Source organism: Desulfoluna butyratoxydans, assembly GCF_900699765.1.
In the GTDB taxonomy this organism is placed as follows: Bacteria; Desulfobacterota; Desulfobacteria; order Desulfobacterales; family Desulfolunaceae; genus Desulfoluna; species Desulfoluna butyratoxydans.
This window is the reverse complement of record NZ_CAADHO010000005.1, coordinates 440,236-466,707: the sequence shown is the minus strand read 5'-3', so window position 1 is coordinate 466,707 and position 26,472 is coordinate 440,236. Positions and strand designations below refer to the sequence as shown.

At 60.4% G+C, this 26,472-nt stretch carries 17 protein-coding genes; 1 reads left to right on the top strand and 16 read right to left on the bottom strand.

Features of this window, described 5'->3' with window-relative positions; all coding sequences use genetic code 11:
• Positions 1–123 precede the first annotated feature (123 nt).
• From MSL71_RS16000 to MSL71_RS15935, 14 genes are all read right to left on the bottom strand, one after another.
• The gene (locus MSL71_RS16000) at positions 124–1,662 is read right to left on the bottom strand and encodes a 2-isopropylmalate synthase (RefSeq protein WP_180142135.1); all 1,539 of its coding nucleotides are present in this window, start codon (positions 1,660–1,662) and stop codon (positions 124–126) included.
• 236 nt (positions 1,663–1,898) lie between these two features.
• Positions 1,899–3,479, bottom strand: a complete 1,581-nt coding sequence (gene cimA, locus MSL71_RS15995; RefSeq protein ID WP_180142133.1) for a citramalate synthase — start codon at positions 3,477–3,479, stop codon at positions 1,899–1,901.
• A 128-nt stretch (positions 3,480–3,607) separates the two neighbouring features.
• On the bottom strand, positions 3,608–4,093 hold the full coding sequence (ilvN, locus tag MSL71_RS15990) for an acetolactate synthase small subunit (RefSeq protein ID WP_180142131.1): 486 nt from the start codon (positions 4,091–4,093) through the stop codon (positions 3,608–3,610).
• Positions 4,094–4,206: 113 nt separating this feature from the next.
• Positions 4,207–5,892: a biosynthetic-type acetolactate synthase large subunit gene (gene ilvB, locus MSL71_RS15985; RefSeq protein WP_180142250.1), complete on the bottom strand. Its 1,686-nt coding sequence runs from the start codon at positions 5,890–5,892 to the stop codon at positions 4,207–4,209.
• A 125-nt stretch (positions 5,893–6,017) separates the two neighbouring features.
• The gene (ilvD, locus tag MSL71_RS15980; protein WP_180142129.1) at positions 6,018–7,685 is read right to left on the bottom strand and encodes a dihydroxy-acid dehydratase; all 1,668 of its coding nucleotides are present in this window, start codon (positions 7,683–7,685) and stop codon (positions 6,018–6,020) included.
• A gap of 537 nt (positions 7,686–8,222) precedes the next feature.
• The gene (larB, locus tag MSL71_RS15975; RefSeq protein ID WP_180142127.1) at positions 8,223–8,987 is read right to left on the bottom strand and encodes a nickel pincer cofactor biosynthesis protein LarB; all 765 of its coding nucleotides are present in this window, start codon (positions 8,985–8,987) and stop codon (positions 8,223–8,225) included.
• A 54-nt stretch (positions 8,988–9,041) separates the two neighbouring features.
• Positions 9,042–10,082 (bottom strand): response regulator, encoded by a 1,041-nt coding sequence (locus MSL71_RS15970; protein ID WP_180142125.1) that lies wholly within the window; start codon positions 10,080–10,082, stop codon positions 9,042–9,044.
• 34 nt (positions 10,083–10,116) lie between these two features.
• Positions 10,117–13,461, bottom strand: coding sequence for a hybrid sensor histidine kinase/response regulator (locus MSL71_RS15965; protein ID WP_180142123.1), 3,345 nt, complete (start codon positions 13,459–13,461; stop codon positions 10,117–10,119).
• 227 nt (positions 13,462–13,688) lie between these two features.
• Positions 13,689–15,395 carry an N-acetylmuramoyl-L-alanine amidase gene (locus MSL71_RS15960; protein ID WP_180142122.1) on the bottom strand — a complete coding sequence of 569 codons (1,707 nt, stop codon included), beginning with the start codon at positions 15,393–15,395 and terminating at the stop codon, positions 13,689–13,691.
• Positions 15,396–15,408: 13 nt separating this feature from the next.
• Positions 15,409–18,087: a DNA mismatch repair protein MutS gene (gene mutS / locus MSL71_RS15955; protein WP_180142120.1), complete on the bottom strand. Its 2,679-nt coding sequence runs from the start codon at positions 18,085–18,087 to the stop codon at positions 15,409–15,411.
• A gap of 184 nt (positions 18,088–18,271) precedes the next feature.
• Positions 18,272–18,673, bottom strand: a complete 402-nt coding sequence (locus MSL71_RS15950) for a hypothetical protein (protein ID WP_180142118.1) — start codon at positions 18,671–18,673, stop codon at positions 18,272–18,274.
• 221 nt (positions 18,674–18,894) lie between these two features.
• Entirely contained in the window at positions 18,895–19,635 is a 741-nt protein-coding gene (locus tag MSL71_RS15945; protein ID WP_180142117.1) for a UPF0280 family protein, read from the bottom strand.
• Between the two features lie 7 nt (positions 19,636–19,642).
• Positions 19,643–20,806 carry a deoxyguanosinetriphosphate triphosphohydrolase family protein gene (locus MSL71_RS15940; RefSeq protein ID WP_180142115.1) on the bottom strand — a complete coding sequence of 388 codons (1,164 nt, stop codon included), beginning with the start codon at positions 20,804–20,806 and terminating at the stop codon, positions 19,643–19,645.
• Positions 20,807–20,884: 78 nt separating this feature from the next.
• Positions 20,885–21,733 carry an Mrp/NBP35 family ATP-binding protein gene (locus MSL71_RS15935; RefSeq protein ID WP_180142113.1) on the bottom strand — a complete coding sequence of 283 codons (849 nt, stop codon included), beginning with the start codon at positions 21,731–21,733 and terminating at the stop codon, positions 20,885–20,887.
• A 720-nt stretch (positions 21,734–22,453) separates the two neighbouring features.
• Here MSL71_RS15935 and MSL71_RS15930 point away from each other — a divergent pair.
• Positions 22,454–23,788 carry a CCA tRNA nucleotidyltransferase gene (locus tag MSL71_RS15930; RefSeq protein WP_180142111.1) on the top strand — a complete coding sequence of 445 codons (1,335 nt, stop codon included), beginning with the start codon at positions 22,454–22,456 and terminating at the stop codon, positions 23,786–23,788.
• 174 nt (positions 23,789–23,962) lie between these two features.
• Here MSL71_RS15930 and MSL71_RS15925 read toward each other — a convergent pair whose 3' ends face one another.
• Both MSL71_RS15925 and MSL71_RS15920 read right to left on the bottom strand, forming a co-directional pair.
• Positions 23,963–24,409 carry a methyltransferase family protein gene (locus MSL71_RS15925; protein ID WP_180142109.1) on the bottom strand — a complete coding sequence of 149 codons (447 nt, stop codon included), beginning with the start codon at positions 24,407–24,409 and terminating at the stop codon, positions 23,963–23,965.
• Positions 24,410–24,619: 210 nt separating this feature from the next.
• Complete coding sequence (locus MSL71_RS15920) at positions 24,620–26,353, bottom strand: ABC-ATPase domain-containing protein (RefSeq protein ID WP_180142107.1); 1,734 nt, start codon at positions 26,351–26,353, stop codon at positions 24,620–24,622.
• Positions 26,354–26,472: the final 119 nt, after the last annotated feature.

Genomic DNA, 26,472 nt, shown 5'->3' with positions numbered 1-26,472 from the left:
ATTAATGGGCCATATCGGCTTGCTGGGGTCGCCCGAAGGCGGCCCCGATTGTGTTACCTGTTTGTCAAACGATTCAAACGCTTGGCCTCCGGCAGGGCCGCCGGAGGCTTTTTTTATATAAACCTATATCACATCACAGGACGTGACGGGGTTTGACTTGAAATATTCAAGGCGGTTCAGGCCGTTGATGTAGGCCTTGGCGCTGGCCGTGATGATGTCCGGGTCGGCGCCGCGGCCCAGGGAGACATGCTCCCCTTCCTTCATGCGGACGGTGACCTCACCCTGGGCGTCGGTGCCGCCGGTGAGGGCGCCGATGGAGAAGCGCAGGAGCTCGGGCTCCCGCCCGGCGATCTTGGCGATGGTGTTGAACACCGCGTCGATGGGGCCGTTGCCTTCAAAGGCTCCCTGCTTCACCTTGCCGTTGATGCCCAGGCGCACGCTGGCCATGGGGTAGACGGTGGTGCCGGAGGTGACGTGGAGGTATTCCAGGGTGTACACCTCGTGGCTTCGCAGGACCACGTCCGTGACCAGGGCTTCCAGGTCCTCGTCCACGATCTCTTTTTTCCGGTCGGCCAGGACCTTGAAGCTTTCGAAGACGGTGTTGAGTTCCTCTTCGGTGAGGTTGTAGCGCATCTCCTCCAGGCGGGAGCGCAGGGCAAAGCGCCCGGAGAGTTTGCCCAGCACCAGCTTGTTGGTGGTGAGCCCCACGGTCTCCGGCCTCATGATCTCGTAGGTCATGGGGTTCTTGAGCATGCCGTCCTGGTGGATGCCCGACTCGTGGGAGAAGGCGTTGGCCCCCACAATGGCCTTGTTGGGCTGCACCATGATGCCCGTGATGGAGCTGACCAGGCGGCCCGTGGCGTGGATGCGCGTGGTGTCGATGCCTGTTTCCATGGGAAAGGTCCCGGGGCGCGTGTGCAGCGCCATGACCACCTCTTCCAGGGCCGTGTTGCCGGCCCGCTCGCCGATGCCGTTGATGGTGACCTCGGCCTGTCCGGCTCCGGCGGCGATGGCCGCCAGGGTGTTGGCCGTTGCCAGTCCAAGGTCGTTGTGGCAGTGGACGCTCAAAGTGGCCTTGTCCATGCCCGGGGTGTTGGCCATGACGTGGCGCACCAGCTCGCCGAATTCACTGGGGACCGCGTAGCCCACGGTGTCGGGGAGGTTGACGGTGGTGGCCCCGGCCTCGATGACCGCCCCGAAGATGCGGCAGAGAAAGTCGGGGTCGGTGCGGGATCCGTCTTCGGCGGAGAACTCAATGTTGTCCGTGTACTGCCGTGCGTGGGAAACCGCTGCCACGGCCCGCTCCACCACCTCGTCGCGGCCCATGCGGAGCTTGTACTCCAGGTGGATGTCCGAGGTGGCGATGAAGGTGTGGATCCGGGGTTTTACCGCGTCCTTGATGGCTTCCCAGGCCCGGTCGATGTCCCCGGCGGTGGCCCGGCACAAGGCGGCCACTTCCGCGTTTTTTACGGTCTCCGAGATGCGGGAGACCGCCTCGAAATCACCGGGGGAAGATGCGGGAAAGCCTGCTTCGATGACGTCCACGCCCAGAGCGTCCAGATGGGTGGCGATGCGCAGTTTTTCCGCGGTGTTCATGCTTGCGCCGGGTGACTGTTCGCCGTCTCGTAAGGTGGTGTCAAATATGGTGATGGTTCTGTTCATGGTTTTGTGCTCCGAAAATTGGGTCTGCAAGTTTGTCTTGTGGTTCTAACGATGTGTCGTTTGAATTCAGGCAAACCCAGTGAGCATGGACCGCAGGATGCCTGCGGCGTCTCCTGCGGTCATTGTCACCTCTTTCATGGTACGGGGCCTCCTGGTCCCCTGTTGGTGGTATGGCGGCCATTGAAGACCGCCGTGTGTATGTGGCCTGCGGGACGTGTCGCAAAGGGTGCGTCCGGCTATTTTTTCTTGGCCAGCTTGTACTGAAAGCTGTCGGCCAGTGCCTCGAAGCTCGCTTCGATGATGTCCTCGGAGACGCCGATGGTGCTCCAGATGTCGTCGCCGTCCCGGGATTCGATGAGGACGCGGACCTTGGCCTCGGTGCCGCCCCGACCGTCCATGACGCGGACCTTGAAGTCCACCAGGTGCATGGTCTCCAGCTCTTTGTAGAACCGGCTCAGGGCCTTGCGCAGGGCGTTGTCCAGGGCGCTCACCGGGCCGTGGCCTTCGGCTGCGGTGATCTCGCTTACGCCGCCTACGTTCACCTTCACGATGGCGTGGGAGGTGCAGGGGCGGTCCTTGTCCTTTTCAATGGTGACCCGGAACGATTCCAGATCGAAGACGGGTTCGTACTGGAGCAGGAACTTGTCCATGAGGACCTTGAAGGAGCCGTCGGCCACCTCGTACTGGTAGCCTTCCTGTTCCAGCATCTTGATCTCGCTGACGATGCGCTTGGAGTCGAACTCCGGGGCGTCCAGGTCGATGCCCATCTCCTTGGCCTTGTACTCGATGTTGCTCCGGCCAGCCTGGTCCGAGACCAGCACCCGCCGCCTGTTGCCCACATCCTCGGGGTCGATGTGCTCGTAGGAGAGGGGCTCTTTCATGACGGCGCTCACATGGACCCCGCCCTTGTGGGCAAAGGCGCTCTTGCCCACAAAGGGGCGGGAGGCCAGGGGGATCATGTTGGAGGTCTCGCTCACGAAGCGGGACAGCGGTTTCAGTTTCTTCAGGTTCGCCTCGGACACGCAGGGGCGTTTCAGCTTCAGGTTCAGGATGGGGATCACCGAGGTGAGGTCGGTGTTGCCGCAGCGCTCCCCGTATCCGTTGATGGTGCCCTGCACCATGATGGCTCCTGCCTGGACCGCTGCGATGGAGTTGGCAACGGCCAGGTTGCAGTCGTTGTGGGCGTGGATGCCCATGCGGACGCTTCGGCCGGTTTCGGCATCAAGGGCGGCCTTCACCGTCTCCAGGATCTCCGTCACCTCGTGGGGCAGGGTGCCTCCGTTGGTGTCGCACAACACCACCACATCCGCGCCCCCGGCAAGGGCGGCGGACAGGGTTTTCACCGCGTACTCGGGGTTGGCCTTGTACCCGTCGAAGAAGTGTTCGGCGTCGTAGAGGACCTCGCGCCCGTGGCTTTTGAGAAAGGCGACGCTCTCTTCGATCATGGCCAGGTTCTCAGACAGGGTGTTGCCCATGATGTCCACCACATGGAGATCCCAGGTCTTGCCGAAGATGGTGATGGTCGGAGAGCCGCAGGCCACCAGGGCCTTTAAGTTGGCGTCTTCCTCGGCGGGGATCCCCTGCCGCCTTGTGGAGCCGAAGGCGGTGATGCGCGCGGTGGCGAAGGTTTCGCCTTTGGCAAGCTCGAAGAAGCGATCGGCGGCAGGGTTGGAGCCGGGCCATCCGCCTTCGATGTAGTGGATGCCCATGTCGTCCAGGCGCTGGGCCACTTTGAGTTTGTCCTCCGGCGAAAAGGAGATGTTCTCCCCCTGGGCGCCGTCGCGAAGGGTGGTGTCGAATATCAGGACCGGTTCCATGTCATCTTGCTCCGGGTGTTGTCTTGAAAATGATAACCAGGTGGCTCTTGTGCGTCTGTTTTTTTCTTGTACGCACCGGCCATGGGGTTGCCCCGGCCTTTCGCAGGCCGGGGATGTCTGTTTTGTGATCAGTTGCCGCGATACAGGGCAATACTGCCGGTGCGGACAATCTCTTTAATCCCCATGGGAGTGACCAGCTCAATGAAGGCCCTTAGCTTGTCTTCCGTGGCCGTGGCCTGGATGGTGACGTGCTCGGGACCCACATCCACGATCTTGTAGCGGAAGATATCGACGATGTTGATGAGCTCTCCGCGGTTGTCTGCCTTGGCGTGGACCTTGATGAGGGCCAGCTCCCTCTGGACGTAGTCCGATTCGGTGAGGTCGTGGACCGTCACCACGTTGATGAGTTTGTGGAGCTGCTTTTTGATCTGCTCCATGATGCCGGGGTCTGCCGTGGTCACCATGGTGATGCGGGAGATCTCGGGCTCGTTGGTGGCCGCCACGTTGAGGCTCTCGATGTTGTAGCCGCGGCCGGAGAAAAGGCCGACGATGCGGGAGAGGACGCCGGGCTCGTTGTCCACCTGGATGGAGAGGATGTGTCGTTTTTCGCTCATGGGTCGATTTCCTTCGTATCTATAAGGGGGGCCGGATTTCGGCCGCCCGTATCGGTTCAGGGTGCGATGGCGTTAAACGGCGGCCCTGCAGCAACGCAGGGCCGGTCCACGGATCAGACAAGGAGCATGTCGGTGATGGCCTTGCCCGCAGGGACCATGGGGTAGACGTTCTCTTCCCGGTCCACCATGAACTCCATGATCACGGCCCCTTCGGTTTCGAGGCCCTCTTTGAGGACGGCTTCCACCTCTTCGGGCTTGGTGGCCCGGAGACCTTTGGCGCCGTAAGCCTCAGCAAGCTTCACGAAGTCGGGGTTGTGGTCCAGGGTGGTGGCGGAGTAGCACTTGTCGTAGAAGAGATCCTGCCACTGGCGCACCATGCCCAGGTATCGGTTGTTGAGGATGATGACCTTGATGGGCAGCTTGTGCTCCACGGCCGTTGCCATCTCCTGCATGTTCATCTGGATGCTGCCGTCACCGGCCACGTCCACAACGAGCTTGTCCGGGCAGGCCATCTGGGCCCCGATGGCCGCAGGCAGGCCGAAGCCCATGGTGCCTAAGCCACCGGAGGTGATGAACTGGTGGGGACGGTTGAAGTGGTAGTACTGGGCGGCCCACATCTGGTTCTGGCCCACCTCGGTGGTGACGATGGCCTCGCCCTTGGTCATCTTGAAGAAGGTGTCGATGACGTACTGGGGCTTGATGGTCTCCTGCTGGTCGTAGGCCAGGGGCGTGGTGTTTTTCCAGGCCTCGATCTGGCTCTCCCATTCGGTTCGGTCCGGTGCGTTTTCGGTCACCGCCTCTTTTTCCAGGAGCTCGTTGAGTTTTTCCAGGGCGATCTTGCAGTCCCCCACGATGGGCACGTCCACCTCGATGTTCTTGTGGATGCTGGTGGGGTCGATGTCGATCTGGATGATGGTGGCGTTGGGGGCGAAATCATCGGTTCGACCCGTGACGCGGTCGTCAAAGCGAACCCCCACGGCCAGCATCAGGTCGCACTGGCTGATGGCCATGTTGGCACGGAAGGTGCCGTGCATCCCCGGCATGCCCAGCCACAGGGGATCGGTGCCGGGAAAGGCGCCTAAGCCCATGAGGGTGCTGGTGACGGGCAGGTTGGTGCTTTTTGCCAGCTGGGTCAGGGCCTCGGAAGCCCCGGAGAGCACCACGCCGCCGCCGGAAAAGATCAAGGGGCGCTTTGCGTTCTTGATGAGCCCGGCCACCCGTGAGAGCTGCTTGACGTTGGGCTTGTACGTGGGCTTGTAGGTCCGCATGGAGATATCCTGGGGACCGTTGACCTTGGCCTTCAGGGACTGCACGTTTTTGGGGATGTCCACCAGGACCGGGCCGGGGCGACCGGATCGGGCCAGGAAGAAGGCTTCCCTCAAGATGCGTTCCAGGCTGTCGATGTCCTTGACCAGGTAGTTGTGCTTGGTGCAGGGACGGGTGATCCCCACGATGTCCACTTCCTGGAAGGCGTCGTTGCCGATGAGCTGGGTGGGGACCTGGCCGGTGATGATCACCATGGGGATGGAGTCCATGTAGGCCGTGGCGATGCCGGTGACGGTGTTGGTGGCACCGGGGCCGGAAGTGGCCAGGCAGACGCCTGTACGGCCCGTGGCCCTGGCAAATCCGTCGGCTGCATGCACAGCGCCCTGTTCGTGGCGTGCAAGGATATGTCTGATATCCGTCCTGGCAAGTTCGTCGTAGATATCGATGACCGCACCACCCGGGTATCCGAAGATGGTGTCAACCCCCTCTTCCTTCAACACTTTCATCAGGATTTCAGTTCCTGTGAGTTCCATTGCAGACATTCCTTGATCCTTTGCTTGTTTGGCGACGGGGAAAGGCCGCGTCCCGTCGCCGTAGTCATCGTCAAAATTCTTTTAAAACGGAGTAAACGGCCGCCGAAGCGGCCGGTAAGTCCATGTTACTTCACCACGGCCCCTTGGCTGGCCGAGGAGACCATGCGGGCGTAACGGGCCATGTAGCCCTTGGTGATGCGGGGGGCGGGAGCCTCCCATTCGGCTTTGCGTTTTTCAATGGCCATCTCGGGGATCATCAGCTCAATGCTCTTGGTGGCGATGTTGATGGCGATGAGGTCCCCTTCGCGGATGAGGCCGATGGGACCGCCCGAAGCCGCCTCAGGTGAGACGTGGCCGATGGCCGCGCCGCGGGTGCCGCCGGAGAAGCGGCCGTCGGTGATGAGGGCCACGGAGCCGTCCAGCCCCATGCCCGCGATGGCGGAGGTGGGGGTGAGCATTTCGCGCATGCCCGGGCCGCCTTTGGGGCCTTCGTTACGGATGACCACCACGTCGCCTTTGTTGATCTTGCCGGCCATGATGGCCGCAGAGGCTTCCTCTTCGGATTCGAAGACGCGGGCCGGGCCCTTGTGCTGCATCATCTCGGGGAGGACGGCGGACTGCTTGACCACGCAGCCCTCCGGGGCGATGTTGCCGAAGAGGACGGCAAGGCCCCCTTCCTCGTGATAGGGGGTGTCCCAGGGGCGGATGACGTCGGCGTCCAGGACGTTTGCCCCTTTGATATTTTCACCCACGGTGGCGCCGGTGACGGTGATGCACTCTGTGTTGAGGCGTCCCTGGTCGGCCAGGATTTTCAAGATGGCCTGGATACCGCCTGCGCGGTTCAAGTCTTCGATGTGGTCCTTGCCGCCGGGGGACAGGGAGCAGAGGTGCGGGGTGACCTTGCTGACCTCGTTGATGAGGGACAGGGGCACCTCAACGCCCGCTTCATGGGCGATGGCCTTTAAATGGAGCACGGTGTTGGTGGAGCAGCCCAGGACCATGTCCACGGCCAGGGCGTTGGCAAAGGCCTCCTCGGTGAGGATCTGGCTGGGGGTGATGTTCTTTTCCACGAGTTCCAGGATCTTCATGCCCGCCAGTTTGGCCAGGCGCTCCCGGGCGGCCATGACCGCGGGGATGGTGCCGTTGCCGGGCAGGCCCATGCCGATGGCTTCTGTGAGGCAGTTCATGGAGTTGGCCGTGAACATGCCGGAGCAGGAGCCGCAGGTGGGGCAGGCCGAGTCTTCCATGGCGGTGAGCTCTTCCTCGGTCATCTTCCCGGAGAGAACCGCGCCCACGGATTCGAAGACGCTGATGAGGTCCACCTTTTCATTGGGGCGCTCGGGGTGGCGACCGGCCAGCATGGGACCGCCGCTGATAAAGATGGAGGGGATGTCGAGGCGCGCAGCGGCCATGAGCATACCCGGGACGATCTTATCGCAGTTGGGGATCAGGACCAGGCCGTCCAGGGCGTGGGCCGTGGCCACAACCTCCACGGAGTCGGCGATGAGCTCCCGGCTGCCCAGGGAGTAGCTCATGCCGGTGTGGTTCATGGCGATGCCGTCGCAGACGCCGATGGTCCCGAACTCAACAGGCATGCCGCCTGCCATGTAGATCCCTGCCTTGACCGCTTCGGTGATGCGGTTCAGGTGGGTGTGACCCGGAATGATGGTGTTGGCCGAGTTGGCGATGCCGATGATGGGGCGTTCAATTTCGGTGTCGGTGTAGCCCATGGCCTTGAAGAGGGATCGGTGCGGGGCTCTCTCTACGCCCTTCTTGACATTGTTGCTTTTCATGACGTGCTCCATAAAAAAAAGCCGTTATCAGCGAGGGCTGATAACGGCTTTTTTTTTGTGTGATATTTATGTTAAGCCATTACCAGTCGCCTTTATGTAGACGAATCCCAATCACGGGCACAATGCCCACTACAAGAATGAGAATCACAATAATAAGGTTGGTAATCGCTTTGGCGTCGTACATGAGTCCGGGTTTCCTAAATAGATTCATTTGATCGTCACTTGATATCCTCTTCATCCCCCTTTGTCAAGGAGTTCGTATCGGATGTGAAAAAAAGTCGGGGGGAATCTTTTATATATGTTAAGCCTGCGGGCGTTTCGCTTTAGGAAAAACGTGTTTCTTCTGGTAGAATCGGTTTCTCTTTATCTTCTTAACTGATTGATATGGTTGGATTGTTTTCTGTGTATTGTCTCGGGGAGGGAGGGCCCGGGATTAAATCACGCCCATGGTTGAGCATGGGCGTTTTTACAGGCTTTTTTCGCCGGTGACGAAGGGCCGAAGGCCCGGAACACGGACCGGGGCCCGGGCAGGATGGCTTACGATGCGGGCAGGGGAATGTGATTGATGGCCGAGGCCATGTAGCCGGCGCCGAAGCCGTTGTCGATGTTCACGGCGGCTACATTGGAACTGCAGCTGCTCAGCATGCCGAACAGGGCGGTCATGCCGCCGAAGCTGACCCCGTAGCCCACGCTGGTGGGAACGGCGATCACCGGGGCCTTCACCATGCCGGCCACCACGCTGGGCAGGGCGCCCTCCATGCCGGCCACCACGATGATCACTGTCGCCTTTTCCATGGCTTCCCGGTGGCGCATGAGGCGGTGAATACCGGCAACCCCCACGTCAAAGATGGACTGTACGCGGTTTCCCATGTATCGCGCGGTGAGCAGGGCTTCACGGGCCACGGGGATGTCCGAGGTCCCGGCCGAGAGCACCAGCACGGTGCCGTGACCTGTGGGCTCCGGGTCGGAGGGGGCCCAGATGAGCATGCGTGCGTCCATCTCGTACCGACAGGCGGGGATGGCCGCAAGGACGCGCTGCGCCTTCTCTTCATCCACGCGGGTGGTGAGGATGACATTCTCCTGGGTGATCATTCTCTCCATGATGCCGATGATCTGCTCGCTGGTCTTGCCCTCTCCGAAGATCACCTCGGGAAAGCCTTTGCGCAGGCTTCTGTGGTGGTCGATGTTGGCAAAGTCCAGGTCTTCGTTGACCACGTGGGTGAGTTTGCCCGCGGCCTCGTCCACGGAGAGCTCTCCGTTTTTGAGGGTTTCGAGAATCTGTGTGAGGCGTTGTTTGTCCATGGGGGTCCGTCACGGGTTGGGGGGTGAGTTCTTGGGGTACCTGTCGGACCTGTTCTAATCGTTTTTTGCGATGAGGTCAACGACGGCCTCGCGCATCTCCATGAACAGCTCCACCAGCCGGGGATCGAAGTGGGAGCCGCTGCACGCCTGAATTTCCCGGAAGGCTTTTTCCACAGGCCAGGGGGCCTTATGGGGGCGCTCGGAGATGAGGGCGTCAAACACATCGCAGATGGCCACGATGCGACCGATGAGGGGGATCTCTTCGCCTTTGATTCCCTGGTTGTACCCGGTGCCGTCCCATCGTTCATGGTGGGTGAGGGCGATGGTGCGGGCGTCCTGCATCAGCGGAGAGTTGCTTCCGGCCAGGAGGCGGGCGCCGATGGTGGTGTGCCCTTTCATCTGCTCCCATTCGGTGTCGGTGAGTTTTCCTTTTTTCATGAGGATTTCATCCGGGATGCCGATCTTTCCGGCGTCGTGCAGGGTGCTGGAGAGGGCCAGGCGTTCGGTCTCCTCTTCGGACAGACCGGCCCTGCTGCCGAGCATCTCGGCCAGTTTGCTGATGCGCAGCACGTTCTGGCCGGTGCCGCAGTCCCGGAACTTGGAGGCCAGGCTCAGGCGGTTGACGATCTCCACCTGGGTCTCCTTGAGTTCCCGGGTGCGCTGCCTCACCTTCTCTTCCAGGATGAGGTTTTTGTTTTTCAGGCTCTCCTGGGTCACCTTGAGGGTGAGGTGGGTTTTTACCCGGGCCCTGACTTCGGAGATGTCAAAGGGTTTGGTGATGTAGTCCACGGCACCGATGGAGAGCCCCTTGCGCTTGTGGGCGGGGTCGTCCATGGCGGTGATGAAGATGATGGGGATGTCCCGGGTGGCCGGTGACTCCTTGAGCCGGCTGCAGACCTCAAACCCGTCCATGCCCGGCATGAGGATGTCCAGGAGGATGAGGTCCAGAGGGTTGGCGTGGGCGTACTCAATGGCTTTTTCGCCGCCTAAGGCCACCCCGAGCTTGTAGTCCTCCCTGAGGGCCTGGACGAGGATGTCGATGTTGGCCTTGGTATCGTCAACGAGGAGGATTCTCCTGTTGGCATGTTCTGTCATGGGGTCGGTCCTTGTGCCAGGCTTCGAAGGCCTTTTATTCGTTGGGGCGCGACGACGTGCTTGCGCTCGCCGGGGCTGGCCCGCCGGTGTGTTTGAGGTGTCGCGAGAGGGTGTCCGTAAGGGAGGCGGCCCCCTCGAAATCGTATGCCAGGATCGCTTTTTCCATGGCCGTGATCAGTTGTGTCATGTCGGAGGCCGGCCGGGGGATACGGGCCAGGTTTTCCTGGACCTTCCGGAAGCACCCTTCTGAGGCCACGGGATCGAATTGTGCCAGGTGGCCGGCCAGCTCAGGCAGCAGGGCCAGTGCTGTTTCCATGGGCGAGGACGGACGGGGGGGCGTGACGGGCGGGACGTTGTCAGGGGCGGTGGTGTTGCCGATCTTTTCGGCGGATTCCAGCACCACGGCAAGGGAGGCCTCCACCAGGTGGAGTCTCTCGGCAATATGGTCCTTTTCCTCTTTCTGGATGGCCGTCTCAAGGGATTTGGCGGCCAGCATGAGCTCCCCTGCGGAGATGTTGCCGGCCACGCCTTTCAGGGCATGGACGCTTCGGGCGGCCTCGTCGAGGTTGCCTCCGGCCATGAGCTTTCTGAATTCCGTGAAAAACGGTGTGTACTGGGCTTTGAACTCCTGGAGGATCCGGACGTAGGTGTTCCAGGAGCCCCCCAGCCGGTGGACCCCTTCCTCCAGGTTGAGCCCGGGAAGGGTAAAGGAGAACTCCCGGCGGGCGGGAGCCTGGTCGGAGCGTTGGGCGTATCGGGCTCCCAGCTTCAGGGCTTCGGTAAGGCGGATGTTTTTCCGGATGACCGAAAAGAGGCGGGTTCGGTCGATGGGCTTGGAGATGTAGTCGTTCATACCCGCGGCCAGGCATTTTTCCCGGTCCCCGTACATGGCGTGGGCGGTCATGGCGATGATGGGCAGGCCGATGCGCTTCAGCTCGTTGCGGATGGCCCGGGTTGCCTGGTAACCATCCATCTGGGGCATCTGAATGTCCATGAGCACCACGTCGTAATTTTGAGTCTTTACCTTTTCAACGGCCTCGGTGCCGCATTCGGCTGTGTCGATGAGGGCCCCGGAGCCCTGAAGCATTTCGGTTGCCACCATGCGGTTGATGGGGTTGTCCTCCACCAGGAGAACGGAGACACCGGAAAATTCGTCGCTGGGGGCGGGGTGCCGGGCGGTGTCGTTTTTCTGGGTGGACTCGTACCCGAAGATCTCCATGATGGAGTCAAAGAGCAGGGACTGCTTGATGGGCTTGAGCAGGAAGCTCTCCACCCCGAGCTGCTTGGCCCGCTTGATCTCAAACTCATTTCCCAGGGCGCTGATAATGATGATTGGGGGGGCATCCGGCCTATTTGTCCCCTTGATCTGCCGGGCCACCTCAATGCCGTCCATGCCCGGAAGCCGAACGTCCAGGACCACCAGGTCGTAGGCACGTCCCTGGTGGGCACCCCGGCAGAGGCCAAGGGCCTGCTCCCCGGACTCAGCCAGGTCCGTGCGGAACCCGAAGGACTCCATGTACCGCTTGATCACCATGAGGGTGGAGGGGTTGTCGTCCACGATGAGGGCGTACATCTCGCCCATGGTGGGCGGCAGGGTGGGGGTGGCCGTGACGCTTTCGGGTACCACCTTGAACCGGGCGGTAAAGGAGAAGAGACTGCCCTGGCCCCGCTCGCTTTTTACCCAGATGTCGCCTCCCATGATGCGGACGATGTTCCGGCAGATGGCAAGGCCCAGGCCCGTGCCACCGTATTTGCGTGTGGTGGAGCCGTCCGCCTGGGCAAAGGCGTTGAAGATATCGTCCGAGCCGCTTTCAAGGAGGGCCGGATCGATGCCGATGCCGGTGTCCCGGATTTCAAAGAGGAGGGTGGCCCGGGATCCTTCCATCTCTTTTAGGGATACCCGGATGCAGATCTCTCCCTTTTCGGTGAACTTAAAGGCGTTGCTGATGAGGTTGGAGAGCACCTGGCGCAGGCGCAGGGGGTCGGCGATGAGCTGCCGGGGGATCCTGGGATCGATGTCGATGATGAGCTCCAGTTGCTTGGCCATGTTCTTTTCGAGGAACATGTCGGTGCTCTCGTCGATGAGTTCGTGCAGGGAAAAGGGGATGCTTTCAAAGGTGAGCTTTCCCGCATCGATCTTGGAAAAATCGAGGATGTCGTTGATGAGCTCCAGAAGGGAAAGGGAGGAGCTGCGGATGATGCCCAGGTACTCAAGGCGTTTTTCCGTGTCGATGTTTTTTGTCAGCAGGTCCGACATCCCCACAATGGCGTTTAAAGGGGTTCGGATCTCATGGCTCATGTTGGCCAGGAACTCGCTCTTGGCCCGGGTGGATTTGTCGGCCTCTTCCTTGGCCCGGGTGAGGCGTTCGTTGGCCCGGATCAACTCGGCGGTGCGCTCCTCCACCCGTTTTTCCAGGTCGTTTCGTGCCTGGGCAAGGGCCTCTTCAGCCCGCTTACGGTCGGTGATGTCCCGGGCCACGCCCCGGAAGCCCGTGGGTTCCCCGTGCTGGTTCCGGATAAGGGTGGCGGAGATGGAGAGGACAGCGGACTTGTTTTTGCCTACCATCTCATAGTCGCTGATCTTTCCGGAGGTGCCGGTTTTGTAAATGGTGCTGAAGACGTTGAAGAGCTCGGCCGCGGTTTTTTTGCTGGTGTACGCCTTGTAATGGAGGCCCATGAGCTCCTGGCGCGTGTAGCCGGAAATGTCGCACATGGAGTTGTTGAAGAAGATGAGCTTGCCGGCCAGGTTCACTTCGAAGAACCCCTCCTGGATGCTGTCCAGGATGGTCTGGTAGGAGCTTCGGCTCTTGATGAGCTCCTCTTCGTAGGTTTTGCGCTTGGCGATCTCTTCCCGGAGCTTCCGGTTGGCCGCCACCATCTCGGCGGTTCGGTTCTCCACCTTCTCTTCCAGCTTGTCCCGGTACTCTTCCAGTTCGGCCTGGCTGGTGATCTGCCGGGTGATGTCCCGGAGGAAGGTGAGGGTGGCGGGGCGCCCGTTCCACAGGATGCCGGAGGAGCGCAGGCGAACCACGCCAAAGCTGTCGTCGGCTTTGACGGTGCGGAAGGTGTACTCGGAAAACCCTTCTCCTGAGGCGTCTCCAATGGTGAGGCGGTAGCTCTCAAGGACCCTTATGGTGTCGTCGTGGTGGATGAATTCGGCGATGGGGTGGCCGATGATCTCCCGGGACGGGAGGCCCAGGTGCTGTTTCACCTTGCCGTTGGCAAAGACAAAGCACTCGTCCTGAATGACCACCACGCCGTCGCTGGCGTGTTCGACCATGGCGTCCTTGACGGCAAGGGAGGCACGGGCCTGGGTCAGTTCCGCCTCAAGGCGCAGAATTATCTCTTCCGGTGTCTCATGTCGCGTGGGGTCTGGCAACGGATAGCCCTCCGGTGAACGCCTGCCCACGTGCCCTGGTTTCATCATCGGGACCGTCGGGAGGCAGGGCGCTTCGGTGCTTCCTTTGGATGAGAAAAACGGGCGTGAGCAATGTTTATTTTTACAGCACTGCGTTTATCGTTACCGTACCTTTTCTTCAATTACAATGGGTTTGACTGTTTTTTTACGGACTGTTCCTTGTGGGCGGACAGGAATTCTTGCCTGATTTATTTCCCTTTGCGGGCCAAAGACGAGGGGTGGGTGGACTCGATGTAGCGCTTGACTCCCTTGACGATGCCGTCGCAGATTTTCTCCTGATAGGCGGAGTTACCAAGGCGCTTGCATTCCCGTTTGTTGCTGATAAAGCCCGTTTCCACCAGGATGGCGGGCATGCGGGCCCCCAGGAGCACATAAAACGGAGCCTGCTTGACCCCTTTGTTCTTGATGTTGCTGTAACTCCCCTTGAGGTTGGCCACCAGGGAACCCTGGACGTATTGGGCCAGCCTGCTGGACTCATTGATCTTGGCGTTTTTCATCAGGCTGTTCAAGATGGTGTGCAGGTCGCTGATGTTTTTTTCACTGGTGGCGTTTTCCCGGGCGGCCACGTTGATGGAGGCCCGGTCCTTGGCCAGGTTGAGGAAATAGGTCTCCACCCCGTAGGCCTTTCTGTTTCGTGAGGCGTTGGCGTGGATGGAGATGAACAGGTCCGCCCGCTTGCGGTTGGCAAAGGTGGTGCGCTCGTCCAGGCTCAGGTAGCGGTCGGTGCTGCGTGTGAGAATCACCTCGCACTTGAGTTCTTTGCGGAGCTTTACGGCCAGGCGCTTGGCAAGGGACAGGACAATGTCCTTTTCGGCAACGCCCTTGTAATACCCCGGGGCTCCGTGGTCCTTGCCGCCGTGACCGGCGTCGATGACAATACGCCGGACGCCCAGGGCCAGCTGACGCGCCAGGTCGTCGGGGGTGATGAGATCCCCGGGATCTTTTTTCGGGGCCTGCGGCAAGGAGGCGGGGGCCGAGGCTTTGCTGCTCCAGATATCCACCACAATGCGGTCCGGCTTTTTCAGGGAGAACACCTTGTAGTGGCTGAAATTAACCGCGTCCACCACCACCCGGACGGTGCCGGGCTTGAAGAGGCCGGAACGGACCTGCTTGACCCTGGGATCGTTGGGAAGAGTGATGCTCGTTTCCAGCTTTTTCTCCGCGTGTCCCTTGATGTCGATCCAGATGCGTTTGGGGCGCTTGTTTTTCGGGTCGTGGCGCAGCATGCCGTGGGTAAAGGCCAGGGACCCCTTGGTGTCCAGCACGATGCGGGTGCGTGAGGGAAGGGATCCGTAGCGGATGTGGGTGACGGCGCCATTGGTCGCTTTACCGCTGGCCGGGGTGGGGTGGACCACGGCTTTGTCGGCCTTCCGGGTTTCGGAGGCTTTGACGGAACGGGGCGGTGCCTTGGGTTTGGCCGGGCTGGCCGCAGGCTTGGGAAGGTGCCTCAGGAGCTTGGTTGCCTCATGGCTGTAACGGCTGGAGCTGAAGGCCCGTGCCTGGGTCAGGAGGCTCCGGGCGCGTTCGAGGTCCGAGCGCTTGCCGGAGTATTTTTCCAGTTCGATGTAGAGTTTTCCGGCCTGGTAGAGGCCTGCCGGAGCCCAGGGCCCCCGGGTGTCTTTGCGCCAGGCATCAAGGTATTTATTGGCACAGGTCTCCCATTTGTCTCGCCTGTTCTTCCAGGACGGGGTCTTCAGGAGTTTGCGGTGGTAGGCTTCTGCGGCATGGTAGGCTTTTTTTGCCTCGTCACGGGGGGCTGCCCCGGCCGGGGCGGCGGCAAGCAGCACCGGCAAAAGAAACAAGAGCAGGAGACAGGCCACGACAACGGTCCGAGGGCAACCCTGGGACCGTATGGGGGCATCTGTTTTTTTGTGGATCTCTCTGGTCTGCTGCACCCGATCTCCCACTTCAGCTCTTTGATTCCTCTTCGGACAGGGTTTTCAGTTCGTTGAGCAGGGCCAGGGCCTGCAAGGGGGTGGTGGCGTTGATGTCCACCGACCGGAGTTTTTCGAGAACCGGATTTTCCCGTGACGGGAAAAGGGCCAGCTGGACAAATCCGCTCTCTTTTTTTCTGGCTTTCCCGCTTTTTTTGGGCGGCTTTGCCTTTTTCTCAGGGAGGCCTTCTCCCAAGCGCCGCCCGAGGTTTTTCTGGTCGCCGTTTTCATCGCTTTCGATGACGGAGAGCACTTTTTTTGCCCGTTTGATGACGGTCTGGGGAACACCTGCAAGGCGTGCCACCTGGATACCGTAACTTCTGTTGGTCCCGCCTTCAACCAGTTTTCGTAAAAAAATGATGTTTTCGTTCCACTCTTTCACCGCAATGTTGAAGTTTTTGACCCGGGGCTTAAGCCCTTCGAGCTCCGTCAACTCATGGTAATGGGTGGCAAACAGGGTTTTTACCCCGGCTCCCGAGAGGTCGTGGAGGTATTCGGCCACGGCCCAGGCAATGCTGAGGCCGTCGTAGGTGCTGGTGCCCCTGCCGATTTCATCCATGATGATGAGGCTGTCGGAGGTGGCGTTGTTGAGGATGTTGGCCGTCTCCTCCATCTCCACCATAAAGGTGCTCTGCCCCTGGGAGAGGTTGTCCAGGGCGCCCACGCGGGTGAAAATGCGATCGGTGACGCTGACCACGGCCTTGGCCGCCGGGACAAAGGAGCCGAGCTGGGCCATGAGGGTGATAAGGGCCACCTGCCGGAGCACGGTGGACTTACCGGCCATGTTGGGACCGGTGATGAGGATCACCTGATTGTCCGTGTTGTCCAGGCGGATGGAGTTGGGGACATACCGTTCGGCGGTGATCATCTTTTCCACCACAGGGTGGCGTCCGTCCCGGATGTCGATGATGCCGTCGGTGGTGATAACGGGCCGCGTGTAGCCGTTGTGGTCCGCAATCTCGGCCAGGGCCAGGAGCACGTCCACCCGGGCGATGAAGCGCGCGGCCGAGGCCAGGTCGGCATTTTTTTCCGTGACGGCGTCCCGCAGGGAGCAGAAAATCTGGTACTCCAGGGTGCTGCGCCGCTCTTCGGCATGGAGGACCTTGGTCTCGAATTCCTTGAGCTCTTCGGTGATGTAGCGTTCGGCGTTGACCAGGGTCTGCTTTCGGATGTAGCTGTCCGGCACCTGGGCGGACTGGGCCTTGGAGACCTCGATGAAGTACCCGAAGACTTTGTTGTATTTGACCTTGAGGGAGGAGAGGCCGGTCTTTTCGCGCTCCGTCACCTCCAGCTCGGCGATCCAGCTCTTGCCGTCGGTGGTGAGGCGGATGAGCTCATCGAGCTCTTCGTTGAACCCTTCCTTGATGATGCCGCCCTCCTGAAGGGTCAGGGGGGCGTCTTCCCGGACGGCTCGCTGGAGCAGTTCGGCGAGCTCGGCAAGGCCAGCTGCGTTGCCGTCGAAGCGGTACAGTTCCGAGCCGAAGTCCGTGAGCTGTTCCAGAAGGCGGGGCAGGGCCACAAGGGAGTTTTTCAGGGCGGTGAGGTCCCTGGCGTTGCCCTGGTTCATGGCGATGCGCCCGGCCAGGCGCTCCAGGTCAAAGACCCCGCCTAGGTCCTCTCGTGCCAGGCTGCGGCGCGTCATGTGCTCCTTGGCTTCGGAGACAGCGTCCAGGCGGGCTTCGATGGCCTTGGGCGTCAGCAGGGGAGAGCGGATCCAGCTTTTAAGGAGGCGCCCACCCATGGCGGTGACGGTTTTGTCGATGGTGCCCACGAGGGTTCCTTTTCGGGAACCGTCACGTAAGTTGGCGATGAGCTCCAGGTTCCTGAGGCTGGAGTCGTCCATGACAAGGTAGTCGTCCAGCCCGTAGGTCTCAATGCGGTCGAGGTGTTCGATTTTCCTGAGCTGGGTCTCGCTGACGTAGGATAGGATGGCCCCTGCGGCGCCCACCCCGGCTTTGAGCCCTTCGCACCCGAACCCTTCCAGAGAGCGGGTGTTGAACTGATCCGTCAGGCGGCTCTTGGCGCCCCTGTGATCGAACTCCCGGTCCTCCAGGTAGGTGAAGGAACTGTTTTGAAGGGCCACTTTCAGGGGCTCCATGTCCCGGTCGATGCGAAGGGACTCGGGGAGCAGGACCTCCGAAGGAGAGAGCTTTACCGATTCATCAAAAAGGGCGGACAGGTCCGAGGTCTCGCAGAGGCGAAAGGTGCCGGTGGAGATGTCCAGGCAGGCCAGCCCGGCAGCCCCGTTGTTGCGGTGGATGGAGAGGATGAAGTTGTTGCTCTTCTCATCGAGAAGGGCCGAGTCCAGAATCATACCCGGGGTGACAATGCGGGTGACATCCCGTTTGACGAGCCCCTTGGCCGCCTTGGGGTCCTCCACCTGTTCACAGACCGCCACCTTGAGCCCGGCGTTGATAAGGCGGGCGATGTAGCTGTCCGCTGCCTTGGCCGGGACCCCGCACATGGGGATGGGGTTCTCGGACTTTTTGTCCCGGGAGGTGAGGGCAATCTCAAGGACCTTGGACGCTTTTTCCGCGTCTTCGAAGAACATCTCAAAAAAGTCACCCATACGGTAAAAAAGGATCGCGTCCGGGTGGCTGGACTTGATCTCAAGATACTGGGCCATCATGGGTGTGGGTTTGTTTTGCGTCATGGTTGTCTTGTTGGCTGCCGCTCCCCGCGAAAGCAAACGCCGCGCTCAGTGGCGCGGCGTACATGGCTTTGGGACGGATTACTACAGGGCATCTCCGGGATGAAAGGCTTTATGGCGACGATGCGTCAGTGCCTCTTCTGCCGGGTGATTTCCCGTGGGGTTCAGGTTAAATCTGGGCGAATAATCAGCTCTGTGAGGACTCGGATTCCAGGGCTTCGGGGGCTTCTTCAACGGCGACTTCTGCCTGGGGCTCGGGGGCTTCCACGGGGCGTCGCTTCAGAAGGTCCATCTCACCGCGGAGGGTGGAGATCTTCTCCTGCTGGGAATCGATGACCGCGTTGAGCTCCTTGACCATTTTACTGGAGCGGAAACGGGCCATGAGGCCGGAGGTGTAGGCCAAAAGGAAGCCCAAAAGGAAAAAACCGAGGAAGTAGAGGCCGTGGGCGATGGCCGGAGACTGGTAACCCCATACCTTGAGATCGACAGACAGTGCTTCAGTGGTGCGGAGGAAGACCCAGTTTTGATAGGCAACGACAAACAGTGCGACAAGTATCAAGAATATCAGAGCAAATTTAAGTTTTTTCATGGTTTTCTCCTGGTGTCGTGCCCGGTTTTTTTCCGTCGGCAGGGTTTTTGAGCCTGCGTTTGGGGCGCGGTCCGGCACAATGTGGCGGACGGGTTCGGCGAATCGGCAGGCAATTCGAGAAAGATACTGTTGGATTCACATAAACTTTTTGATTGAAAAGTTCAACCTTTTTTTCTCCTGAAGGGCTTGGGCGGCGGGCTTTTTGGGCCGCAAGCCATGGATCAGAGCCGCACGAGGTCCAGGGCTCCCCAGAACCCGATACGGGAACCTGCCACAACCACAAGCCCTTCCACTCCGGGGATGGTTTTCCCGAATTCGACGGCCCCGTCGATGTCTTTTTCACCTGCGACCCTGTTTCCGATGGACGTGGCCACCGCATCGGCCAGGGCGCCGGATGGGGAGACCACGCATACGGCGTCGCTTTTCCCGAAGCTCAGGGAGTGGCCCACGGTGCCGGAGGAGGTGCAGACGGCAAAGGGCGCTTGCACATCCTTGAAGGCCAGGCCCACCTTCATGGAGAAGGGCGAGTCCCCTGCGTGGAGGGCCACGGTGGTGTCTCCTTTGACGGCAATAAAGGTGTCCCCGCCGTTTTCAACAATCACCTCGGAAGAGTAGGGGAGCAGGGCCCTTGCCACAGACTCGGAGAGGGCGCCCGCCACGGCGGCCATGGGGCCGACCCCTGCCTTTTGGGATGCCTCGGCCATGGTGCGGACCAGGGCCGGGGCCGGGCCGGTGACCGGTACGGGGACCAGGGAGGTGGCAAAGTCCGGGTGGGTTTCGAGCCATGTCTCCAAAGGGGTGCGGGCATCCAGGATGGCCCGGACAGCTTCGGCGGTGAGGTCACGGCAGGCGGAAATGGCCAGGTCGGTCTCCTTGACCGTGGCCCGAAAGGTGGTGAGGCTCTCCCGTGTGCAGAGCTTGCGATAGGTTCGGTTTTGATAAAGGGGGTTTTCGTTGCTCATGGGGTCTCTATGGTGACGGGGTGAGATGAATGACCTTCGGGCGGAGTTCCTCCGGGCAGAGGCGCAGGAAGTAGGTGTCGGTCATGCCCGAGATAAAGTCCCGGACCACCATTTCGGCCGGGGTGGTTTCCAGGTAGGCCGCGGGCATGGTGCGGACAAAGCCCTCCATGATGAGGGAGCCTTTGCGTTTGCTGCGCAGGTCGTCCAGGCAGGTGTCAAAGACCAGGGCAAAGAGCTGGGAGAGGTTCCCCAGGTGCGCCTTGATGGCCGGGCTTCGGTAGATGCGCTTGAGGTTGAATGTCTTTAGGGCCTTTATGGCCTCTGCCGCCTCGTCGGAGTAACGGATCTCCCCTTCGGTGCTGTGGGTGATGACGTCGGTGACCAGGCTGTAGACGATGGTGCCGTTGGTCTCGCCCAGGATCCGGGTGCAGGGCTTCGGCAGGTCGCTGCGCTTGATGATGCCCAGGCGGATGGCATCTTCGATGTCCCGGCCGATGTAGCTGATGGTGTCCGCAAATTTGACCACGCACCCTTCAAGGGTCAATGGTGCCGGGGCAAACCGCTCGCCCTGGCCCAGTCGGCGCATCTCGTCGTCCAGGCGGGCAAAGGTTTTGTGCCTGTCCGGGGCAAGGGGAAGGTCATGGCTCTCTCCGTTGTGGCAGAAGATCCCGTCCAGGGTCTGGAGGGTGAGGTTCCAGCCTTTTCCCCCTTTTTCCAAGGTGTCGAGGCACCGGACGCTCTGGATGTTGTGGCGGAAGGGACCTGAGCCTGCCTGTCTGGAGAGCTCCGAAAGGATCTTTTCCCCCTGGTGGCCGAAGGGGGCGTGGCCGATGTCGTGGCCCAGGGCGATGGCTTCGATGAGGTCTTCGTTGAGCCCCATGGCCCGTCCCACGGTGCGCGCAATACGGGAGGCCAGCTGCACGTGGAGCACCCGGTGGGTGAGGTGGTCGTTCTGGATCAGGGAGAAGACCTGGGTTTTGTCGATGTATCGGGTGTAGGCCTGGGAGTTGATGATCCGGTCCACATCCACGGCGTAGGCGGGGCGGTAGCCGGATGCTTCGGCTGGATCGGGCTGGCGGCGCAGGGCGTCGGTGGACCTTGCTGCATGGGGAGACAGGGTCTCTTCCACGCGTTCTAAACGGCGTCGGATTGTGGTGCCGGATGGGTCCATGGGTTGCAACCGTTTGGTGTGTGGGCTGACCAACGGGCGTACCGGCCCGGAAACAAGCCGGGCCGGTATGCGTCGATTTTACAGCTGCTTGACGATTTTTGCGATCACGTCGTCAAGGGCTTTGGAGAATTCGTTGGACTTGTTTTTGGTGAAAATGGGGGTGCCTGCATCCGAGGCTTCCACCACCTCCGGGTCAAAGGGGAGGGTGCCCAGGAAGGGAATGCCCATCTGGGTGGCCGTGGTCTGGCCGCCGCCGCTCTTGAACAGGGAGATCTTGGTGTTGCAGCCGGGGCAGGAAAAGGGACCCATGTTCTCCACGAGGCCCACCACGTCGAGCTTTACAGTCTGGCAGAAGTTGATGGACTTGCGCACATCGGCAAGGGCTACTTCCTGGGGCGTGGTGACCACGATGGCCTTGGACTCAGGGATGGTCTGGACCACGGTGAGGGGCTCGTCGCCGGTTCCCGGAGGGGCATCGATGACGAGGAAGTCAAGATCACCCCACTCCACCTGGCTGACAAACTGCTGGATCATGCCCGCTTTGGCCGGTCCTCTCCAGATAACAGCCTGATCGGCTTCGCGCATCAGGCACTGCATGGTGATGACCTTCAGGTTCTCACCTTTTTGGGCAGGGATGAGTTTTCGCTCTTCGTTGATGTCGAGGAGCTCGCTTAAGCCCATGATCTGGGCAATACTGGGGCCATGGAGGTCCACATCCATGAGGCCTACCTTAAAGCCCTTGTCGGCAAGGCCCACGGCGAGGTTGGCGGAGATGGAGCTTTTGCCCACGCCACCTTTGCCGCTCATGACAAAGAGTTTGTTCTTGATCTTGGAGAGGGTACCCTTGATCATTCTTTCCTGTTCCTGGGCGGCATCGGTTTTTCCGCCTTTGGCTTTTTTAGCCGCATCCACACTGTCGTGAATCATGGTGCTCAACACTCCTTAGTGAGTTCAGTCTGCGGGCTTGTTTGTGGTACTGGTGTTCGGCCCGCTGGTCATGAGGTCACCGGACTGATCGTCCGGGCTTTCACACTCTCCACGAGCGACACATGGAATGCACACGCCGTTTCGTGGGGACTGTAAAAACAGGGTCGCCTCCCCTGCCGTCCATCAGGGGAAGACTCAATATAATGCAAATCAGGATTTCTTCAAGGTGTAATGGACGAGATATTTTTTTACCTGATCTGTTTTGGGATGGCTAACTTGTTTTGTTTTCTTTGCTCTGTTTTGATCGTGTTCCTTGTATTTGTGAGCGATCCCCTGTAAATCAAAGACAAAGGAAGGGTGCCGGACCGTCATGTTCACGGCGCTTTTTTTTATCGCCATTTTCGGCTCGCCTTTTGGCAAGCCGCATATATGTTCCGGTTGTATGCCGACTCTTCGTTTCTTTTTTTGTAACTATTCAGCTTATGCCTCCGGCGGCCTGCCGGGGCTAAACTTTTGCCTGATTTTATAAAGGCGGGTTTAACAAACAGGTTTTAAAAAATCTTTTTGAGTGAACTTTTACTTTAAAGGCAGATGTGATTTGACCCGAGGAACGAGGGGCGAAACACATCTGCTATCTGCTTTCAAGGTGGCACACCTTGCCGCCGGAGGCTGTTTTTTTGAGCTGAATAGTTACCTTTTTTTTAGGTGCAGATACTGACTATGGATAATAAGACCATTGAACCGGGCGCCTTTGCGGCGCACTCCATGGCGTTGACGGTGCTGAGCCGTCTCAGGGACAAGGGCTTCCAGGCCCTTGTGGCAGGCGGGGCTGTGCGGGATTGCCTCCTGGGGCGCCCCGTACGTGAACTCGACATTGCCACAAACGCCTCCGCCCTGGAGGTGACGGCGCTTTTTAACGGTGCGCGGGTGGAAAAGGTGGGCCGCAGTTTTCCCCTGGTCCTTGTGAATGGGGTGGAGGTGGCCACGTTCCGCGGGGAGAGCCTTGAAGAGGACCTTTTTCGGCGGGACCTCACCTTCAATGCCATGGCCTGGTGCCCGGATACCCATAGGGTCATCGACCCCTGGGGGGGCGTCGGGGACCTGTCGAAGCGCATCGTTCGCTTTACAGGCAACCCTGTGGAACGAATCCGGGAGGATCCCTTGCGCCTGTTGAGGGCGGCGCGGTTTGTGGCGGAGCTTTCCGGGGAGATGGCAGAAGAGAGTCTTGATGCCATGGCAGCCGAGGCAGGCCTCATGGCCGACGTGGCTTCCGAGCGGATCCACCATGAAATCCTCAAGGCCATGGCAGGAGAGACGCCGTCCCTGTTTTTCGAGACCCTGAGGCAAGGCGGGCTTCTTCCGTATCTCTTCCCCGAGATGGAAAAGAGCGTGGGCCACGACGGGGGCATTCATCACGACGAGACCGTCTGGGAGCACATGATGATGGCCACCGACGCCATCTCGCCTAAATTTCCCTTGCTGCGGCTTGCCATGGCCCTGCACGACGTTGCCAAACCACAGTGCGCGGACACGGGCAAGAACGGTATCCGGTTCCATGGTCACGAAAAGGCGGGCGAGCCCCTGGTGGACGCATATCTGGAGCGCCTGGGGTTCAGCAACCAGCAACGGGCCTATGTCTCCAAGATCGTGCGCCATCATATGCGGCGCATCGATGCCGATTCCACCCCCAAGGCCGTGCGCCGCATCCTGCGGGACCTGGACGAGAGCAGCCTGCCCTGGCAGGACTGGATGCGCGGGGTATTTGCCGACGGCAAGGCCAACAAAAAGAAGCGGGGCGGATACTCCCTTGCTGAAATGCGGTTGATGGTGGGCGCCGTGTACGCCGAAACCTCCCCCAAAAAACAGGGCGCCTTTTCCCTGGCCCACCTGGCCGTCAATGGCTCCGATCTCATCACCCATGCGGGCATTCCCCAAGGGCCCTGCGTGGGAAGGGTCCTCAAGGCCCTCCTTGACAAGGTGATCGAATCCCCGGAACTCAATACCAAAGAGACCCTGCTTAGAGAAGCGGCATTGCTGGCAGAAAAGCAGGCATAGCCTTGGGTGGCTAAAAGCAGCCTCCGGCGGCCCTGCCGGGGGCTGAACTTTTAAAAAGTTTAATAAATAGATTCAGCTTAATCTAAATCAAAGGCGAATGTGGTTTTTCCTGAGGAACGAAGGGGAGAGCGCATTCGCAACCTGCTTTCAAGGTGGCACACCTTGCCGCATTTCTTAAACCCACCGTGGAACCTTTTGGCAATAGTCCCGGTAACTCTCCCCGAACAGCTCTTCCAGCAGTTTTTCCTCCCCACAGATGACAAATCGGTACAGGACCTTTTTGAGCACCCAGACAAAGGGCAGGGTGGCAGGGTTTCCCAGGACCGCGCACCAGCCGGTCATGACCATGAGTGCCACCACGTACATGGGGTTCCTGGTCTGGCGATAGGGGCCCCGGACGACAAACGCCCTGGGGCGGGTAAAGGGGTGGGTTGGGGTATGGGCCTGCCGAAATTTTTGGACGGCATGCCAGAAGATCCAGAGGGCAGGCACCCAGAGAATGGGACCGGTAAGATAAAAGGGGCTTTCCGGAAGCCTGAGTCCGGGAAGCAGGCGATCCGTAAGAAAGGCCAGAGCGGCCATGAGGGTGAGCCAGGCCGGTGGCCAGATACGCAGGTGCATTTTAGGTGGTTCCTTTCTTTTGTGGGCGGAGTGTTTGCAACTAGTGAGAGGTGAATAGTGAGTAGTGAATAGTGAGTGGTGAATAGTGAATAGTGAATAGTGAATAGTGAATGGCACGGTTTCGTAAGGCGTGCCAACCACGGGCGGAGCCCGTCAGCAAATGTGAAGGGGCGAAGCCCCGGAGCATTTGCGAGCCTGGGTCCCAAGGGCTCAGCCCTTGGCCGCCGGAGGCCTGCTTTTTCCCGCTACTTTGAATGTCCGGGCGCGATTGATGACGGCGGCCAGTTCGAGCTTTCGAAAGGCGGCCAGGTCGCCCCTCAGGATGTCGGAGAGGGATTCGAGCCCCTTTGCTTCAACGGTCTCCATAACCTGGTCCAGGATGTCTGCCAGGGTGCGGGAGCCGTCCATGAGGGGGGCGGCTATGGCCACGGCCTGGGCCAGGGCGCGGGTCTGGGAGGCTTCCACGATCTGTTCCACGTCGTCAAAGGTGATGCGGGTGGTGCCCAGGACCATTTCGTGGCGTCCGTAGGTGGTGATTTTGACCCGTCCCCGTCGTTCTTCTATGGGGATGCTTTGGGGGTGCGGGGTTCGGTGGGCCACGGGGCGCAGGGGGCCGGTGGTTTCCTTCACGCGGCCGTCGGCATGCTCTTTGGCGATGGCGTGGGCTTTTTCTGTGACATCTTCCGGGGCGTAGTCCGTCATCTGGATGACATGGTCTGCCGTGGCAAAGTAGTCGCCGGAGCCGCCCATGACAAGGATGGTGGAGACTCCCTGGCGCGTTCGAAGTTCTGTGACCCGATCGATGAAGGGGGTGATGGGTTCGTTTTCCGAGGCCACCAGGCGCTGCATTTTTTCATCGCGGATCATAAAATTGGTGGCCGAGGTGTCCTCATCCAGGAGGAGGAGCCGGGCTCCTGCCTCGATTCCTTCGCAGATTCCCGCGGCCTGTGAGGTACTTCCGCTGGCGTTCTGGGTGTGAAAGGCCGCGGTGCTGCGTCCGAAGGGGAGGTTGTTGATAAAAGGCGAAATATCGGTGCCTGTGATGCTGCGTCCGTCGGCTGCCCGGATCTTGAGGGCGTCGGGCCGGGTGATCACCAGCTCTCGACCGTCCCCGGGGATGTGGTTGTAGACCCCCAGCTCCAGGGCGTTTAAAAGGGTGGACTTTCCGTGGAACCCGCCACCGACGATGAGGGTCACGCCCTCAGGGATTCCCATGCCCGTCACCTTGCCCCGGTTGGGCAACGCCACCTCCATGCGCAGGGAGGCCGGTGAGGAGAAGGGAACGACCCCTTTGCCCAGGGGCCGCGGGTCGATGCCGCTGGCCCGGGGGAGCAGGGCGCCGTCGGCCACAAAGGCCACCCGCCCAAGGCATGGCAGCTGGGCCCTCAGGGCGTCGGCGTCTTCGCAGCATGTCACGTGGGCGGTGAGGGCGGCGCGCCTGTTTTCTTTGAAGAAGAGAGCTTCGGTGGCGATGGCCGGGAGTTCGGAGAGAAGCATCTCCATGGCGTCCCGTCCGGCGATGCGTCGTCCGAAGGCGGGGAGTCCGAGGAAGAAGCGGGCCTCGACGTGGTCGTCCGTGACGGACATGGCCGTGCGGGGCAGGATCTCCTGGGCCGGGGTGTCGATGAGGATGAGCCCACCTTTGCCTGTGCCCCGGATGCCTTTGATCGTGTTTCGTGCGGTGCGGGTGAAGAGCCGGGTCAGGTAGTCGCAGAGGGCCGTGGTTCGGCTCGGGCTTGAGGTGAAACTGCCGTCAAAGCCGGAGGCGGCGCGGTCCACCCGGACACGGAGGCGCGAGGGCTGGGCAAAGGGGTCCCCCTGGACATGGTCGATGAAGAGGGTAAAGGCCTTGAAGGCATAGGTGCCCTGGAGCTCTTTGTAGGCTTTGTACCCCTTGCCGTCGATGCGGCGCAGGATGTTTTGAAGTGTCTGCGTGTCTTTCATGGGGGATCCGTGATCCGTATGTGTCTGTTGCGGCGTGCCAGCCCGGCTCGCCCGAAGGGTGAGAAAATCAAACAGCAAACGTTGAGTTACATTTTGCATGTGTAAAATAGCTGCCATTT

Bases quoted from the DNA above. Each gene is read 5' to 3' on its own strand.
- MSL71_RS16000 (WP_180142135.1), bottom strand. From the start codon at position 1,662: ATGAACAGAACCATCACCATATTTGACACCACCTTACGAGACGGCGAA.
- cimA (WP_180142133.1), bottom strand. From the start codon at position 3,479: ATGGAACCGGTCCTGATATTCGACACCACCCTTCGCGACGGCGCCCAG.
- ilvN (WP_180142131.1), bottom strand. From the start codon at position 4,093: ATGAGCGAAAAACGACACATCCTCTCCATCCAGGTGGACAACGAGCCC.
- ilvB (WP_180142250.1), bottom strand. From the start codon at position 5,892: ATGGAACTCACAGGAACTGAAATCCTGATGAAAGTGTTGAAGGAAGAG.
- ilvD (WP_180142129.1), bottom strand. From the start codon at position 7,685: ATGAAAAGCAACAATGTCAAGAAGGGCGTAGAGAGAGCCCCGCACCGA.
- larB (WP_180142127.1), bottom strand. From the start codon at position 8,987: ATGGACAAACAACGCCTCACACAGATTCTCGAAACCCTCAAAAACGGA.
- MSL71_RS15970 (WP_180142125.1), bottom strand. From the start codon at position 10,082: ATGACAGAACATGCCAACAGGAGAATCCTCCTCGTTGACGATACCAAG.
- mutS (WP_180142120.1), bottom strand. From the start codon at position 18,087: ATGACGCAAAACAAACCCACACCCATGATGGCCCAGTATCTTGAGATC.
- MSL71_RS15950 (WP_180142118.1), bottom strand. From the start codon at position 18,673: ATGAAAAAACTTAAATTTGCTCTGATATTCTTGATACTTGTCGCACTG.
- MSL71_RS15945 (WP_180142117.1), bottom strand. From the start codon at position 19,635: ATGAGCAACGAAAACCCCCTTTATCAAAACCGAACCTATCGCAAGCTC.
- MSL71_RS15940 (WP_180142115.1), bottom strand. From the start codon at position 20,806: ATGGACCCATCCGGCACCACAATCCGACGCCGTTTAGAACGCGTGGAA.
- MSL71_RS15935 (WP_180142113.1), bottom strand. From the start codon at position 21,733: ATGATTCACGACAGTGTGGATGCGGCTAAAAAAGCCAAAGGCGGAAAA.
- MSL71_RS15930 (WP_180142111.1), top strand. From the start codon at position 22,454: ATGGATAATAAGACCATTGAACCGGGCGCCTTTGCGGCGCACTCCATG.
- MSL71_RS15925 (WP_180142109.1), bottom strand. From the start codon at position 24,409: ATGCACCTGCGTATCTGGCCACCGGCCTGGCTCACCCTCATGGCCGCT.
- MSL71_RS15920 (WP_180142107.1), bottom strand. From the start codon at position 26,353: ATGAAAGACACGCAGACACTTCAAAACATCCTGCGCCGCATCGACGGC.